A 16,055-nucleotide genomic window follows, 5' to 3' on the forward strand; every position below is an offset into this window, starting at 1 on the left:
GGGCCGCGCCCCCGGGTGCCGGGGGCGGCTGATCGCGTACCGCTGACGCGGCCGGCGGGGCGGAAGTACGATGCCGGACGAGGCTGTTCGTACTACCCGCTCCGCCGAAGGGAACCGCGCCGATGGCCGACGCACGTGAGAAGGACGAGCTGTACGCCCTGGACATCTCGGGGGTGGAGTGGCTCAGCGCGCCCGGGACGGAGGAGCACGAGGAGCGGGTCGAGATCGCGCACCTGCCGGGCGGGGCCGTGGCGATGCGGTCCTCGCTCGACCCGGAGACCGTGCTGCGGTACACGGAGGCCGAGTGGCGCGCGTTCGTACTCGGGGCCCGCGATGGGGAGTTCGACCTGAGGCGGCCGTGAGCCGCGGCCCGGGCCGTCCGGGCACACGAGAGGGGCACGCGCCCGGTGCGCGTGCCCCTCTCGTGTGTGCGGGGCCCGGGGCCCGGCGCGGGTCAGATCATGCGGAAGCGGGCCGCGTTGCCCTTGTCGGTGTCCTGGTAGCCCACGAGGGAGCTGTCGAGCAGGTTGGCGATGTTGCCGAGCTTGGCGTTCATGCCCGCCATCTCGGTCGAGACGACCTGCTGGATCTCCAGGTACGAGGTCTTCGCCTCACCCTCCCAGGACTCGGCGACGGTGCGGACCTGGGCCATGAGGGCGTCCAGCTCCTCCGTCAGCTTGTGGCTGGTGGTGCGGACGTCACCGGCGGCGGTGGAGACGGTGTCGTAGTTGACTGCGAAGGACATGTCGGTCTTCTCCCGTTGGAATGCGGTGGTGGCGGCTGCGGATCTGCGGCACGGATCACATGTCGAGGATGGCGCTGCGGCCGCCGCCCGCTCCCTGGTCCGCGTTCACCCTGCGGATGTCCGCGATGCGCTGCTGCTCCTCGGCCGTGAAGCCCTTGACGCTCATCCGCATGGCGTCCTCAAGCTCGATGAGCTTGGCCTTGATCTTGTTGAGGTGCTCGTTCACACCCCGCTGGAGGGAGTCGTACTCCTGGCTCGCGGCGCCCTGCCACCCCGCCTGGATCCGGTCGACGACGTCGTTGAGCCGGCCGATCCGGGTCGAGAGCTCCGTGTGGTAGCTGAAGATCTCGTCGGCAAGCTTTTGCTTCTTGACGTCGTCGACTGCGAGGTTCATCGCCATGGTCCGTGCTCTCCCGTCATCACACTTGTGAAGTCGCCTGCCACTTTAGCCACTTCATACGACAGGCCCAACAAACACCCCAGACGCCCGTGACGGGGGCTGCGGTTCCCCGTCTGCAAAGCAGCGCAGGGGAGTTCAGGTGCCGGTGACGGTGCTCCGGTGACGCTTGCGGCGCAGGTCGCGCAGGACCGTCGCGCTGCCCGCGATCACGGCGATCAGCACCGCACCGATGCCCAGGGCGTAGGTGGCGTAGCGCTCGTCGCGCTCCTGCGCGGTCTCGGCCGTGGAGAGGTGCGCGGCGTCGGGGGCGACGGCCGGGGGCGGGCCCGGGTCGGGGGTGGGTGCCTCCTTGGGCACCTGGTCCTCGGTGAGGGCGCGTACGGGGTCGACGACGCCCCAGCCGACGAAGTTGTCGTGGCCGTTCACGGAGCGCTCCGCGGTCTGCTCGATCTGCGCGATGACCTGGCGCGGGGTCCAGGTGGGGTGCTTGGCCATGAGGAGGGCGGCGACGCCGGCGACGTAGGGGGCGCTGAAGCTGGTGCCGTTGTCGACGCACTGGCCGTTGCCGGGGACGGTGGAGACGATGTCGACGCCGGGTGCGGCCACGCCGACGAAGGCGCCGGACTGGGAGAAGGCGGCCCGCTCGTTGTTGCGGTCGGAGGCGGCGACGGCCAGCACGCCGTCGAAGGCGGCCGGGTAGGTCTTCTTCTGGTCGCCGTCCAGCCCGTCGTTGCCCGCCGAGGCGACGATCAGGACGTTCTTGTCGACGGCCCGCTTCACGGCCTGCGCGAGCTCGGAGGCGGGCGGCAGCGGCTTGTCGGTGTCCTGGGAGATGTTGATGATCCGGGCGCCCTGGGCGACGGCGTGGTCGATGGCCTCGGCCATGGTGGCCGCGTTCCCGCTGTTCCGGTCGTCGTTCTGCCGGATCGGGATGATGGTGGCCTCGGGGGCCAGGCCGACGAAGCCGGTGCCCTCGCGGGGGCGGGCGGCGATCAGTCCGGCGACCTTGGTGCCGTGGCCCACCTCGTCGTCCGTGCCGTCCTTGCCCTTGTCGAGGAAGTCCCGGCCGGCGGCCGTGTCGAGGGCGTCGCGGAGCTGGGGGTTGACCCGGTCGACGCCGGTGTCGATGACGGCGACGCGGACGCCCTTGCCCCTGGTGTCCTGCCAGAGTTCGTCGAGCAGGACGCGCTGGAGGGCCCAGGGGCGGCCGGCGATCTGCTTCTTCATCGGGAAGCTGCACTCGCCGGCCCCGTCGAGGGCGGGGCGGGGGGTGGCGACGGGCCCGGTGGCCGGGGTCCCGGAGGGGGCGGGTGCGGCGGGTGCGGACTTCGGTACGGCCGCGGGCGCGGCCGGTACGGCGGCCTGCGCGGCCGGTGCCGTGGTGAGGACGGCCGGTGCCGCGGTGAGCGCGAGGGCGGCCGCCGCCGACGCGGCGCGCCGGGAGGTCGTACGGATCACGTCGGCCTCCCTACGAACCCTGCGGCTGGCGCGCGCTGTTGGTGTCCAGGCGCGGGCCCTTCGAGAGGAACTCCGACCAGGCCATGGGCACCAGGACCGGCACGACCTTCTCGTAACCCAGCCGGATCTGCGCCTGGCTGGGCTCCGGGCGGCCTTCCTCGTCCTTGCCCTTGTTCTCGCCCGCGCCGATCTCCGAGAGGTCCGCGTCGCTGTCGCCGTTCGCCTGCATCGCGTACCGCAGTCCGGTGTCGGTGAGCAGGAACAGCGAGCCGTCGGGACGCGACTGGGTGCCCCGGACCTGCGTGTACAGCAGGCCGGTGCCGGGCGTGACGTACGTGCTGGTGCCGGTGGCGGTGATGTCCACCGGGAAGCCGGTGCCCGCCCAGGTGCTGAGGGTGGGCCGGCCCTTGGAGTCGACCTCGCGCAGCACGTTGCACACGGTGTCGCGCAGCTCGGAGCGGGAGGTGTCCGAACCCGCGGCGGCCTTCGTACGGTTGACCTGCTCGGCCTTGCGCTGCGGCCAGCGGGCGTCGCCGGCGAAGGCGGAGCGGCCCGGGTCGATGGACTGGAGGTCGACGTCGCGGGCCCGGCCCGCCATGTCGAGGCGGTCGGTGGCCGGGGAGTTGATGAGCAGCCAGGCGGTGAACTCCGAGACCGGCGACACCTTGCCGGGCAGCACCACGTAGTGCTGCGGGCCCGAGCCGGTCTGGGCGCGGAGCACCATGCCGACGCGGTTGTCGGCGGTGGCGAGGCCGGGGACCTTCGCGTCCTCGCCCGGTCGGCCGGGCAGGGCCGGGAACTCGACGGGCGTGCCGGAGCGCAGGGTGTCCAGCCACTCGGCGGTGACCTGCTGGGGGCGGCCGTCGCCGACCAGGGCGCGCGTGAGGGTCTCGCGGTCCTCCTTCGGACCGCCTATGGCGTACCGGGTGCCGGCCGCGTCCACCAGGTGGCGGACCTTGTCGGGCCCCTGCACGTAGAGGACCTGCCCACCGGTCAGCCGCCGGGGCCCCTCGGTGAGGCCCGCCTCGCGGTCGGCGAGGACGAAGGCGGCGGTCTGCGTGCCGTGGCCGTTGCCGCCGGGCTGCTGGCAGACCGCCCAGCGCTTGGCCGTGCCCGCGTCCTTGGCGGTGGGCAGCCGGTCGGGGGCGTACGGGATGCCGAGGATCGGCCCGCGGGGCGGCTTGCTGGCGTCGAGGATCTCGTCGCTGACCTGGATGACCTCGAACTGCTGGGGCGTCAGCAGCAGGCGTGCGGAGGCGAGGTTGAGCACCGGGTGCAGCAGGGTCTTCCGGTGCTTGCCGCTGCCGGTGGTGAGCACCACGTACCGGGTGGTGGAGTCCTTGCCGACTATGACCCTGGTGCCCGGGGTGTCCCAGCCCTTGGGCGCGTTGGGCTTGAACATGCCCCAGGCGCCGAACCCGGCGAGCACCAGCGCGCCGACGACCATGCCCGGCACGATCGCGCGCAGCGGGCGCGGGGCGCCCTCCTCGGTCCCGGTGGCCGAGGGCTGGAGGAACGCGGCCACCGTCCGCCTCTTCGCAAAGGTGTACGCGTTGAGCTCGTCCCGCCGTGATGCCATGACCGCTCGCTTCTCCCCGCTTCTCCCGGCACGGCCCGCTCGGCGGGAACGCTCCCCGGGCCTGGACTGCCGGACCGGCCCCCTACTATGCCTGTTGATCGACGGCGCCCGGGTGGCGGGTAGGGTGAGGCCGCCGCCCCGTCCCTTCCGTACCGGGGCGGTCAGGTTTCATTGGGGCGGATTGGGTGATTCCGGAGTGCGCGGCTCTCACCCGGGGAGGGGCGCGAGAGATGGCCACCGCGACGGAACCACGGGTCGGGGGCACGGAGCCGCGCGTTGCCGAAGCCGGTTCGGCTCGGGGCGCGGTGACGCCGCGTCCGAAGTCGACTCCGGGGCGTTTCGGCCCGTTCCGATTGCAACAGGTCGTGCTGCTGGAGGTCGCCGCGGCGCTGCTGGTGGTGGCCTGGGTGGTCGACCCCATGCTGCTCGTGCCGGCCGGTGCGGTCGCGGCCGCGCTGCTGCTGCTCGCCCTGGTGCGCCGTCACCAGCGGTCGCTGCCGGAGTGGCTGGGGACCGCGATGGCGCTGCGCGCCCGGCGTCGCAGGGCGGCCTCGTTCACGGTGCCCGCGGGGACCGAGCCGGGGCTGGCGCCGGTGGTGGAGGCCGATCCGGCCCTGCGCACGTACACGTTCAGCGACCGGGACCGGCGGCCGGTGGGCATCATCGGCGACGGAACCTTCCTGACCGCCGTGGTGCAGGTCGACCTGGAGGCCACCGCGCTGCGGCCGGACCGCTCGGCGCGGCCACTGCCGCTCGGCATCGTCCGCGACGTGCTGGAGACCGACGGCATCCGCCTGGAGTCGGCGCAGCTGGTGCAGCACACCCAGCCCGCACCCGCGCCGCACCTGCCCCAGCAGTCGATGGCCGCCCGCAACTACGCACCCCTGCAGGCGCAGACGGGCACCCCGGCGGTCCGGCTCACCTGGATCGCCCTCAAGCTCGACCCCGAGCTGTGCCCCGAGGCGGTCGCCGCGCGCGGCGGCGGGCTCGCGGGGGCGCAGCGGTGCGTCGTACGCGCCGTGGACCAGCTCGCCAGCCGGCTGACCGGCGCCGGGTTCCGCGCGACGGTGCTGACGGAGCAGGAGCTGACGGCCGCGCTGGCCACGTCGACCTGCGCCAACCCGATGGCCATCACCCAGGCAGGGCGCTCCGGGACGCCGGGCCGGCGTACGGAGGAGAGCCCGCGCAGCTGGCGCTGCGACGACCGCCGGCACACCACGTACTGGGTGTCGCGCTGGCCCCAGCTGGGCGGCGGCGCCGCGCCGCTGCCGCAGTTCGTGGCGCTGCTGACGTCGGTCCCGGCGCTGGCGACGAACTTCAGCCTGACACTGGCCGCGAGCGAGCGGCAGGAGGTGACGGTGACCGGCCACGTGCGCATCACCGGACGCAGTGACGCGGAACTGGTGGCCGCCCGGCGGGAGCTGGAGCGGATCGCCCGCGGCGTGAAGACCGCGCTGGTACGGCTCGACCGCGAGCAGCTGCCGGGTGTGCTGGCCTCGCTGCCGCTGGGAGGTGCGCGCTGATGGGCCGCGGTCTTCGGCAGCGGGTGGGGTACGGGCTGGTGGGACCCCGCCGGGAGCGGCACGCGGTGTCGTTCGAGGAACTGGACGCGCTGGCGGTGCCGGTGGCGGACGACGGTGTCGTCATCGGGGTGGATTCGGGGGGCCGGCCCGCGGTGCTCGGGCTGAACCGGCCCACGCCGTATGACGTCACGCTGGTGGGCGGTCTGTGGACGGCCCAGGTGCTGGCGCTGCGGGCGGCCGCGACCGGGGCGCGGGTCGCCGTGGAGACCGGGCGCGCGGCCGTGTGGACGGCGCTGGCCCAGTCCGCGGGCGGCGGCCAGCCGTGCGTCACGCTGCACGACGTGGGCCGGGTGCCTCCGCAGGGCGCGTCCGCGGGCAGCCCCGTGCTGGTGGTGCGCGACTGCGGGATGCGGCCGCCGCGCGGACGCGTGGTGGCCGGGCCCTGGCAGTCGGTGCTGACGCTGCTGCCCTACCTGAGCCCGGCCGCGGCGCGCCTGCTGGAGCAGTCGGCGCTGGTGGGCGTCCAGCGGGTGTCCCCCGACGAGGCGGAGCAGGTGGGCCGGCTGATGGGCCTGCCGCGGTCCGCGGTGGACGCGCTGCCGACGCTGGGCGAGGGGGTGACCCTGTGGTGCACCGGGCGGGACCGGCAGTTCGTGATGACGCAGGGCACGGAGGCGGAGAGCGGGCTGCTGGGTGCGGCGCGGCGGATCGACTGACGAGCGGCCGGGGGGCGGCTGGGTGGCGTGGTGCCGGGCGGTGCGGTGCGGGGGGCGTGGTGCCGGGCGATGCGGGGTGGCGTGGTGCCGGGCGGTGCGGGGTGGCGTGTTGCTGCCCGGTGCTGCCCGCTGTGGTCTACCCGTTCGGATGACGGTGGTCGGCGGCCGTCGGCCCGTGCCGGTGGGTGCCGGGGCCCGGTGACGCCCGTCGGCCGGTCCCGGCAGGTGCTTGCGGGCCGACGGGGCCGGGTCCCGGGCGCGCGGCGCGATTAGGCTGAACGTGGGCGCGGGGGCCGGGCCGGTGCCGGGCCGCCGTGACCGGCGGGTCCGGTGGCCGAGGAGGTCCCGGGGTGACCCGTGGAGGCCGCCGAGGGGCAGCCCGGGGGTGTGCGGGGCCGGTAACGGTTCGGTGCCGATGCTCCCGGCCCGGGGCGGTTTCGGAGACGGTTCAGTGGCAAGGCCTGTGCCGGGCGCGCCCATACGAGTACCGAGTGCCGGTGCTCGGACAGAGCAGGAGGATTTGTGAACAGCGATCGGAACGAGAGCCGCGGCGGGTCGCGTGACGTCCCGACGGACGATCAGTCCGACGCGGAGCCCGAGCTGACGGGCGAGTTCACCATCGACTACACGCCGCCGGCCTGGTACACGCAGAACGCCGCGCCGGGTCCGGTGCCGGGGGTTCCGGTGCCCGGTCTGCCGCCGGGCAGCGGATTCGAGCCGAACTGGGCCCCGCGGGACGCGGGTACGGGTGCACCGGCTGCGGGGGCTGCGCCGGATGCCGGCCCCGCGCCGGTGCCGGGTGGCTACGCGCCGGGTGCGGGGGCCGACGGCGTGCCGGGTGCCGGTCCGGTGCCGGGTGGCTACGCGCCGGGTGCCGGGGCCGACGGCGTGCCGGGTGCCGGTCCGGTGCCGGGTGGCTACGCGCCAGGTGCCGCGGTTCCGCCGAGCGCCGGCCAGGCATCCGTACCGGGTGCCGCGGCCGACGGTGTGCCGGGTGGCTACGCGTACCCCGGTTCCGCGCCCGCACCGGCCGCGGCCGGTGCCGGTACCGGGCAGCCGTACGGAGCCGCCGCGCCGCCGCAGGGCTCCGGGCCCGTCCCCGTACCGCCGTCTCCCGCGCAGCCGGCCGACGGCTGGTCCGCCGGTCCCTACGCGCCGAACCCCTGGGCCGCGCAGCAGCCGCCCGCCGTGCCCGTGGGCCAGGACGCCTCCGCGATGCCGCCGTTCCCCGGTCCCGCCGACGCCGTACCGGCACCCGCACCCGCACCCGCACCCGCCGGGCCCATCGACGCGGTTCCGGCCGGCTACGCCGCGCCCGAGCCCGCCCCCCACGCCCCCGCGGACGCGGCCCAGGCCGCACCCGTCCAGGCCTCCGGCGAGCTGGCGGCGGCCGCCCCCGGGGACACCCCGCCCGCCGCTCCCGAGCCCGCGGACGCCGTTCCCGTGCCGTACGCGGACGCCGAACCGGCGCCCGACCCCGCCGACTTCGCGGTGCCCGCGGTGTTCTACGAGCCCGACCGCCCGGCACCGGAAGCGGCCGAGGAATCCGAGCCGGACTCCTCCGTGAGCCCCGTCATGCCGGATGTGACGACCGGCGTCGCGGCCGAGGGCGACTCGCCGGAGCCCGCCGACGCCGTTCCGCCCGCCGACGCGGAGCCGGTGAGCGGACCCGCGCTGCCCGCGCCCGAAGCCCCCGACGGCGCGGACGAGGAGCTGGCCCCGCCGAACGCCGCCGACGGCCCGCTGCCCGACCCGGGCACCGACCCGGACCTGCCGGCGCTCGCCACCGACCCGGCCGACGCCGTACCCCGCCCTCCGGCCGCCCCGGCGGCCGCCCCGGCCCACCCGGCCGACGCCGGCACCTCGCCCTTCGGGCCCGAGGACGCCCCGGCGCTGCCGTTCGGCCCCGACACTGCCGCCGTCCCGGCCGGTCAGGCCGACGCCTCCGTGGCGCCCGCGCATCCCGCCGGGCCCGGGACGCCGGCCGTACCGCCGGCGCCCGGCGACCCGTCCGCCGACCTGGCGTCGCCGCCCACGATGCGGATCGCCCCGCCCGTACGGCCCGGCAGCCCGGCCTCGGGCGCCCCCGCGCCCGTACCGCCCGCCGACCTGTCCGGAGCCGGTCTTCCCCCGGCTCCGCCGCAGCCGCAGGCACCCCAGCCGCCGCAGGGTTACGGCTTCCCGCCGCCCCAGCAGCACGCCCCGCAGGGGTACGGGTTCCCCCCGCCCCAGCAGCAGCCCCCGCACGGCCACGGCTTCCCGGCTCCGGGCCCGGCACCGGTACCTCCGACGCCGCCCGCCCCGGCACCCGCGCCGGCGCCGACCCCGGCACCCGCACCCGCCCCCGGCCCCGGCCCGGCCCCGCAGCCGCCCCACGCCGCCGACCCGCGCGCCGGGGCCCAGTGGCCCACGCCGGTCGCGCACGACCCGCGCCATCGCTCCGTACCGGGCGCCCCCCTCGGGTACACGGCGGCGGTGGAGCTGTCCTCCGAGCGGCTGCTGCGCAACAGGCAGAAGCCGCGCAGCAACCCCGGCGGCTCACGCTTCCGCTTCGGCGGCAAGGCAGCCGAGGCCGAGCGCCAGCGCAAGCTGGAGCTGATCCGCACCCCGGTGATGTCCTGCTACCGGATCGCGGTCATCAGCCTGAAGGGCGGCGTCGGCAAGACCACGACCACCACCGCCCTCGGGGCGACCCTGGCCAGCGAGCGCCAGGACAAGATCCTCGCCATCGACGCCAACCCGGACGCCGGCACGCTCGGCCGCCGTGTGCGGCGCGAGACCGGGGCGACGATCCGCGACCTCGTCCAGGCGATCCCGTACCTGAACTCCTACATGGACATCAGGCGGTTCACCTCCCAGGCGCCTTCCGGCCTGGAGATCATCGCCAACGACGTGGATCCGGCGGTCTCGACGACGTTCAACGACGAGGACTACCGCCGCGCGATCGACACCCTCGGCAAGCAGTACCCGATCATCCTCACGGACTCCGGCACCGGCCTGCTGTACTCCGCCATGCGCGGGGTCCTGGACCTGGCCGACCAGCTGATCATCATCTCGACGCCCTCGGTGGACGGCGCGAGCAGCGCGAGCACCACGCTCGACTGGCTCTCGGCCCACGGGTACGCCGACCTCGTCTCCCGCTCCCTCACGGTGATCTCGGGGGTCCGCGAGACCGGCAAGATGATCAAGGTCGACGACATCGTGCAGCACTTCGAGACCCGCTGCCGCGGGGTGGTCGTGGTGCCGTTCGACGAGCACCTGGCGGCCGGCGCCGAGGTGGACCTGGACATGATGCGGCCGAAGACCCGCGAGGCGTACTTCCACCTCGCGACCCTCGTGGCCGAGGACTTCGCCCGCGCGCAGCAGGCCCAGGGCGTGTGGGGACAGCCGGGTCACCCCGGCATGCCCCCGCAGGGCTACCCCGGCCAGCCGGTCCCCCAGCCCCACGCCCAGCCCCAGCCGCCGTACGGTCAGCCCGCCCCCGGCCCCGGCGGCCACCCGCACCAGCCGCCGCATCCGGGCCAGCCGGGTCCGTACCCGGGCCAGCCCTACCCCGGCCAGCAGCCGGGCCCCGGGCAGCCCCAGCAGGCCGCACCCCCGCAGCAGTGGCCCACCACCCCGCCGCAGCCCGGCCAGGGCTGGCCCCAGCAGCCCCAGCAGCCCCAGGCCCCCCAACAGCCGCAGCAGCCCCAGCCGCCCCAGGGTCCGCCGCAGCCGGGTCAGGCCCAGCCGCAGCCGCCGGCCCGGCAGTGAGGAACGGGTGAGGGCCCGTACCACCCCGTCAGGGGGGTACGGGCCCTCACCCGTATCGCCGCGGAGGCACTCGGCCTAGCGCTGCGCGTCGTACGCCTCGGTCAGCTCCCGCGCCTTCTTCACGTCGTCGGCGATGGCGTCGAGCAGCACCTCGATCGACTCGAACTTCGCCATCCCGCGCACGTACGCCAGGAAGTCCACGGTCACGTGCAGCCCGTACAGGTCCAGGCCCACCCGGTCGATCGCGTACGCCTCGACCGTCCGCTCCGTGCCGTCGAACTGCGGGTTGGTGCCGACCGAGATGGCCGCGGGCATCCGCTCGCCGTCGGCCGTCAGCCAGCCCGCGTACACGCCGTCGGCCGGGATCGCGGTGTGCGGCAGCGTCTCGACGTTCGCCGTCGGGTAGCCGAGCTCGCGCCCGCGCTGCGCACCGCGCACCACGACGCCCTCGACGCGGTGCGGGCGGCCCAGGATCTCCGCCGCGCCGGTCATGTCGCCCTCGGCGACCAGACGGCGGGTGAGGGTCGAGGAGAACGGCTCGCCGCCGCCCGCCTCGCCGCTCACGTAGAGGTCGACGACCTCGACCTCGTAGTCGTACGTGGCGCCCAGCTCGGCCAGGTACGCGGTGTTGCCCGCGGCCCGGTGGCCGAAGCGGAAGTTCGGGCCCTCGATGACGGCCTTGGCGTGCAGGGCCTCGACGAGCACCTTCACGATGAAGTCGGCCGGGGACAGCTGCGAGAACTCCGCCGTGAACGGCAGGATCAGCAGCGCGTCGACGCCGAGTTCGGCCATCAGCTCGGCACGGCGGTGGTGCGGGGCGAGCAGGGGCGGGTGGCTGCCGGGGCGGACCACCTCGCTGGGGTGCGGGTCGAAGGTGACCACGACGGAGGGCACGCCGAGCTCGCGCGCCCGGGCCACCGCCCGTCCGATGATCAGCTGATGTCCCCGGTGGACGCCGTCGTAGGAGCCGATGGTGACGACGCTGCGTCCCCAGTCCTGGGGGATGTCCTCCAAGCCACGCCAGCGCTGCACTGTGACCGCTCCTCGCCCGAACCCTGTAGTGATTGCCGATGTGCCAGCGGCGCCGTTCGCTCGTGCGTCTGACGCCATATGCAGGTCTAAGACTGCCATGCCCGCGCCACTCGGCCGTCATCGGTATCGGCGGGATGTCACCACCGTCACGGACGCCGCCGCGCCACGCCCCCGCCGGGGGAGGCGGAGGGCACGGCCGGTGCCAGGGCCAGCCGGGCCAGGGCCGTGCCGTGCGCGCCGGTCTCCTCCGGGCGGGTGAGCAGGGCCCGGGCCGCATAGCCCAGCAGGGCGCGGTCGGCCGGTGTGACCGCGTACGGGGCGGTCGCGAGGCCGTACGCAGCGGCGGCCACCCGGCGCTCGGGGCGGGCGTCGTGGGCCCATCGGTCGACGGCCCGGCAGAGGGCGGACGGCTCCTCCTCGGCCAGGGCGGCAAGGAGTTCGTCGGCGCGTGGGTGGGCCCGCTCGACCAGTGCCTCCGCGAGGTCGTCCACAGCGAGGCACCGGTGGGTGTGCAGCAGGGCTTGAGCGGCGGTGGCCACGGTCGCGCCGGGGGTGGCGGCGAGCGGGGTCTCGTCGGTGAACCAGCCGCAGAGCAGCGGCTGTACGGTCCGCGGATCGGCGGTCAGCCGGCGGGCTACGGCGTCGAGGTAGCGGTCGGGGGCGCCGGGCGGTCCGTCGCCCGGCACGAGCCCGCGCAGGAGCTCCAGCCGGTACGCCTCGGGGAGCTGGAGCCGCTCCCAGAACCGGCCGCCGAGGCCGGGGCACGGTACGCGGGCCAGCGCACGCAGCACCTCGTCGTAGGGGGCGAGGTCGGCCAGCCGGGGCAGGGTCTCCCGCAACAGCCGCACGGCCCACCAGCGGGCCTCCCCCGCGGTGCCGTCGCGCACCTGCCCGGCCAGGGTGGCCAGCAGCGGTACGAGCCTCTCGCCGCGCAGCGCGAGGAGGCCCTCCACCAGCACCCCGAGCCGGTCGGGCACCACACCGGCGCTGCCGGGCCCGGCGTCCCGGATCATGCGCAGCGCGGCGGGTACGTCGAGGTGGGCGCCCTGGAGCCAGTCGGCCAGGGCCTCGTGGGCGAACCGGTGGCCCGCGCCGGCCGGGACGATCAGCCCCTCGGCGAGCACGGCGTCGGCCCAGCCGGTGTCGCGGGGGAACAGCGCCTCGAAGGCGGCGCGGTCGAGCGCGCCCCGCCCGGGCCCGAGGCACCGCCGGGCGGCCTCGTGCACCTGGGCCGCCACCTGAGCGGCCAGCCGCCGGGACCCCGCGGCCCGCGCCCCGCGCTCCCCACCAGGCGTGCCGTACGCAGGCCCCGGCACGCCGTACTCCCCCGCACCCGCGGCACCCTGCCGGCCGCCCCGCGTCGGTCCCCCGCCCGTCGTCCCGGTGCGCGGCCACCCACCGGGCCCGCCCGGCCCGGAGCGTGCCCCCGGCCCCGCGGGCGTGTCGGCGCCCCGTGGCTCGCGGCCGCCCGCGGCATCGTCGCCGCCGGCCCCGGCCGGCCCCCCTGATCCGCAGGCCGCGGAAGGTCCCGGGACCGGATCGGATCCTCCTGCCGGACCGCCCGGGTCCGTGTGCCACTCGTACGGGTCGCGGTCCCGGGCGCTCCCCGTGCCGGTGTCGCGCACCTCCCGGGCCGGGCCCGCCGGCCCCGCGCGATGACCGGCACCCCTGTCGTCGCCCCGGTCCGCCAGGCGGGCCGCGATGCGCAGGCACACCAGGTCGAGGTAGGCGGCGAAGACCTCGTCCCGCCCCGGACAGCCCGCGGTGACTCCGGCCGCCCGCACCTCGCCCAGCAGCCGCAGCGTGAGCGGATGCGCCGCGTCGCGGGCGGCCACGGCACCGTCGGGCACCCCGTACAGCCGCCGGGCGCGCTCCGCCTCCCCCGCGGCGAGGTCGCCCAGCCCCACCACCACGGCCTCGGGGAAGCCGACCCGCTCCCAGAACTCCGGGCGGCAGCCCACCGCCAGCCGGGCCCCGGTGTCCCGCAGCCAGCCGACGGTCCCGTCCCACCACGTGTCCAGGGCCCGGCCCAGCGCCCCCGGCATCTCCTCGGGTGCGTCCAGCACCACGAGCAGCGGCCGCCCCGCCCCCGCGGCCAGGCGGGCCACCCGCTCCGCGAGCCCCTCCCCCTCCCCGTCTCCGGAGCCCGCGTCCGCCAGGATCCGCTCCGCCTCCCCCAGGGCCCGCGCCACCGCGTCGCCCACCGAACGGTCGCCCACCAGCAGGTCCGCACCCCGCAGCCAGACCGTCGGCGCGGGCGACCCGCTCCGCACGCGCCGCCCGGCCCAGGCCGCCAGCTCGGTCGTGCGCCCGGTACCGGGCCGGCCCACCAGCGCGCACACCGGTGCCGTGCCCGCCTCGAAGCAGGCCAGCTCCGTCACGATCGCCGCGCGTTCCACCACGGCACCGGATTCCGCGCCCCACAGCGCCCCGCCGACGGCCCCCAGCGTGATCCCGGTGAGCCGCAGCGCACCCGCAAGGTTGAGCTCCGTGCCGTGGGCCGGCACGGTCGCCGCGTTCCGCGCGAGCAGCTCCGCCAGTTCCCCGGCCCGGTCCGGCTGCACCGCGCGCAGCGGCACCGCCCGGGGGCCGCCGTCCAGCACCGCGAGCACCGCCCCGGTCTCCGCGTCCAGCACCGGGCCGCCGCGGGTCTCCCCGCCCAGCAGCAGCGCGTCCCGGCCGTCCGTGCCGATGGCCAGGTCCAGCTCCGGGCCCGCCCGGAGGACCCGCGCCTGGCGCCAGCCGCGGGCGGCGAGCCGTACGTACGTCCCCGGGGCGATCCGCTCCCGCGCGGCGACCGGCAGCGGCGGCAGCCCGAGGTCCGCGCCCCCGGTGCGTACGAGCGCGAGCCCGCTCGCGCCCAGCACGGTGACCGCTCCCGGGTCCACCTCGCAGACCCGTCCGGCGCCGTGCAGCACCAGCGGGTCGATGCCGGTGACGGCGGCGCGGCTGGTCAGGACGGTGCCCCGGTCGTCGGCCACGAACCCGCTGCCCCACGGCCGTCCGGCCCGGTCCCGGATCCGCACGAGCATCCCCTCGGGCTCGTCCGCCGTGGCCCCCGTAGCCCGCATCGCTAGCGACCTCCCCGTCTCCCCGTGCGGACGACGTTAGGCCGGTGAAGATCGACGGAACAGGACGCGCACGTAAAGCGCCCCCTCACGCTCCCTCCATTCACTCCGAGCGCCTCCTCGGACGGGTGAATAGCGGGTGTCGGATGGATAGAGACCGAGCGGGGGGAAGTGAGGGGGACGCGGAGCGGTGAGCGGCACAGGGGGGTGCGCTCACCGCTCCGCGGCGTACGGGAAGGCCCCAAGAGGCCCGGGACCCGAACGGGACGCCCGGCCCGGACCCCGGACCGGGCGTCCCACCCGCCAACGCGAGGAGGCCGGTCCGTACCAGGTACGGACCGGCCTCCTCGCGCACGGTGGCGGACTGCCCCGCCCCGGACGGCGCCGGGGGCGGAGCGGGCCTCGGGTCGTCAGACGAAGACCGCCAGGGACTTCGCCTTGCCGCCCTTGCTCTCGACCAGCGCGAGCAGCTTCCCGTCGGGCCCGAACACCGCGACGGGCTTCCCCGGCGGGTACTCGTCCGGCATCTCCAGCCGGACGCCGTTGCCGAGCAGGCGCGCCCGCCTCTCGTCGAGGTCCCAGCGCGGGAAGGCCGCCTGGGCGGCGTCCGCGACGGGCATGACGGTCAGCTCCTCCTGGAGCTGGTCCAGGGTGCGCGCCCGGTCGATCTTGTACGGGCCGACCCGCGTGCGCCGCAGCGCCGTGAGGTGCCCGCCGACGCCGAGGTCGGCGCCGAGGTCGCGGGCGAGCGCACGGATGTACGTACCGCTGGAGCAGACGACCGAGACGATGAGGTCGACGACCTTGGTGCCGTCCTCGGCCTCCGCCCCGCTCATGTCGTAGACCCGGAACGAGGACACGGTCACCGGGCGGGCCGGGATCTCGAACTCCTCGCCCTCGCGGACGCGGGTGTACGAGCGCTTGCCGTCGATCTTGATGGCGCTGACCTTCGACGGCACCTGCATGATGTCGCCGGTCAGCTTCGCGACGCCCGCGTCCACCGCGTCCTGGGTCACGCCCGAGGCGTCGGCGGACGAGGTGATCTCGCCCTCGGCGTCGTCCGTGACCGTGTTCTGGCCCAGGCGGATGGTGCCGAGGTACTCCTTCTCGGTCAGCGCGAGGTGGCCGAGGAGCTTGGTCGCCTTCTCGACACCGAGCACGAGCACGCCCGTGGCCATGGGGTCGAGCGTGCCGGCGTGGCCGACGCGGCGGGTCTTGGCGATCCCGCGCATCTTGGCCACGACGTCGTGCGAAGTGAAGCCGGACGGCTTGTCGACGATGACGAGGCCGTCCGGTGTCGGGGTGTGCTTGCTCATTCCGCGGCTTCGTCCTCGCCCGGCTTCTTGTAGGGGTCGGCCTCGCCCGCGTACGTGGCGTTGGAGGAGGCCTCCCGCACCTGGGCGTCCGAGGCGCGTGCCTTGTCGAGGAGGTCCTCGATGGTCTTGGCGTTCTCCGGGAGGGCGTCCGCCACGAACGTCAGGGTGGGCGTGAACTTGGTGCCCGCCGCGCGGCCGACCGCGGAGCGCAGGATGCCCTTGGCGCTCTCCAGGCCCGCCGCGGCGCTCGCGCGCTCCTCGTCGTCACCGTAGACCGTGTAGAAGACCGTGGCCTCCCGCAGGTCGCCGGTGACGCGGGTGTCCGTGATGGTCACGTGCGTACCGAGCCGCGGGTCCTTGATGCCACGCTGCAGCTTCTCGGCGACCACCTCCCGGATGAGGTCCGCCAGCTTCTTCGCCCGCGCGTTGTCGGCCACTGGTCCGTCTCCTTCTTTTCTTGCAAGT

At 75.7% G+C, this 16,055-nt stretch carries 12 protein-coding genes; 4 read left to right on the forward strand and 8 right to left on the reverse strand.

What is annotated here, in order from left to right; translation table 11 throughout:
* Positions 1-122 precede the first annotated feature (122 nt).
* The gene (locus tag ACIF6F_RS28305; protein ID WP_399952654.1) at positions 123-362 is read left to right on the forward strand and encodes a DUF397 domain-containing protein; all 240 of its coding nucleotides are present in this window, start codon (positions 123-125) and stop codon (positions 360-362) included.
* A 92-nt stretch (positions 363-454) separates the two neighbouring features.
* Here the strand turns inward: ACIF6F_RS28305 and ACIF6F_RS28310 are convergent, their stop codons facing one another.
* The 4 genes from ACIF6F_RS28310 to eccB all read right to left on the reverse strand — a co-directional run bounded on the left by ACIF6F_RS28310 (position 455) and on the right by eccB (position 4,182).
* Entirely contained in the window at positions 455-745 is a 291-nt protein-coding gene (locus ACIF6F_RS28310; protein ID WP_399952657.1) for a WXG100 family type VII secretion target, read from the reverse strand.
* Between the two features lie 55 nt (positions 746-800).
* Positions 801-1,139 carry a WXG100 family type VII secretion target gene (locus ACIF6F_RS28315; RefSeq protein ID WP_399952660.1) on the reverse strand — a complete coding sequence of 113 codons (339 nt, stop codon included), beginning with the start codon at positions 1,137-1,139 and terminating at the stop codon, positions 801-803.
* Positions 1,140-1,280: 141 nt separating this feature from the next.
* Entirely contained in the window at positions 1,281-2,600 is a 1,320-nt protein-coding gene (gene mycP, locus ACIF6F_RS28320) for a type VII secretion-associated serine protease mycosin (RefSeq protein WP_399953048.1), read from the reverse strand.
* A gap of 13 nt (positions 2,601-2,613) precedes the next feature.
* Positions 2,614-4,182, reverse strand: a complete 1,569-nt coding sequence (eccB, locus tag ACIF6F_RS28325; protein WP_399952664.1) for a type VII secretion protein EccB — start codon at positions 4,180-4,182, stop codon at positions 2,614-2,616.
* Between the two features lie 230 nt (positions 4,183-4,412).
* On the opposite strand from eccB, the gene eccE reads away from it, so the two are divergent.
* The 3 genes from eccE (at position 4,413) to ACIF6F_RS28340 (ending at position 10,174) form a co-directional block, all read left to right on the forward strand.
* Positions 4,413-5,705 carry a type VII secretion protein EccE gene (gene eccE / locus ACIF6F_RS28330; protein WP_399952668.1) on the forward strand — a complete coding sequence of 431 codons (1,293 nt, stop codon included), beginning with the start codon at positions 4,413-4,415 and terminating at the stop codon, positions 5,703-5,705.
* The gene (locus ACIF6F_RS28335; RefSeq protein ID WP_399952671.1) at positions 5,705-6,421 is read left to right on the forward strand and encodes a hypothetical protein; all 717 of its coding nucleotides are present in this window, start codon (positions 5,705-5,707) and stop codon (positions 6,419-6,421) included. The genes eccE and ACIF6F_RS28335 overlap by 1 nt, the downstream gene beginning before the upstream one ends.
* A gap of 522 nt (positions 6,422-6,943) precedes the next feature.
* Positions 6,944-10,174: an SCO5717 family growth-regulating ATPase gene (locus ACIF6F_RS28340; RefSeq protein ID WP_399952674.1), complete on the forward strand. Its 3,231-nt coding sequence runs from the start codon at positions 6,944-6,946 to the stop codon at positions 10,172-10,174.
* A gap of 75 nt (positions 10,175-10,249) precedes the next feature.
* On the opposite strand, the gene ACIF6F_RS28345 is transcribed toward ACIF6F_RS28340, so the two are convergent.
* The 4 genes from ACIF6F_RS28345 to rbfA form a co-directional block, all read right to left on the reverse strand.
* The gene (locus ACIF6F_RS28345; RefSeq protein ID WP_399952677.1) at positions 10,250-11,206 is read right to left on the reverse strand and encodes a bifunctional riboflavin kinase/FAD synthetase; all 957 of its coding nucleotides are present in this window, start codon (positions 11,204-11,206) and stop codon (positions 10,250-10,252) included.
* Positions 11,207-11,352: 146 nt separating this feature from the next.
* Positions 11,353-14,277: a serine protease gene (locus ACIF6F_RS28350; RefSeq protein ID WP_399952682.1), complete on the reverse strand. Its 2,925-nt coding sequence runs from the start codon at positions 14,275-14,277 to the stop codon at positions 11,353-11,355.
* A gap of 407 nt (positions 14,278-14,684) precedes the next feature.
* On the reverse strand, positions 14,685-15,590 hold the full coding sequence (gene truB, locus ACIF6F_RS28355; RefSeq protein WP_399952684.1) for a tRNA pseudouridine(55) synthase TruB: 906 nt from the start codon (positions 15,588-15,590) through the stop codon (positions 14,685-14,687).
* Positions 15,587-16,027: a 30S ribosome-binding factor RbfA gene (gene rbfA / locus ACIF6F_RS28360; protein WP_399952687.1), complete on the reverse strand. Its 441-nt coding sequence runs from the start codon at positions 16,025-16,027 to the stop codon at positions 15,587-15,589. The genes truB and rbfA overlap by 4 nt, the downstream gene beginning before the upstream one ends.
* Positions 16,028-16,055: the final 28 nt, after the last annotated feature.

This window comes from Streptomyces sp. NPDC086023 (assembly GCF_044540325.1).
In the GTDB taxonomy this organism is placed as follows: domain Bacteria; phylum Actinomycetota; class Actinomycetes; order Streptomycetales; family Streptomycetaceae; genus Streptomyces.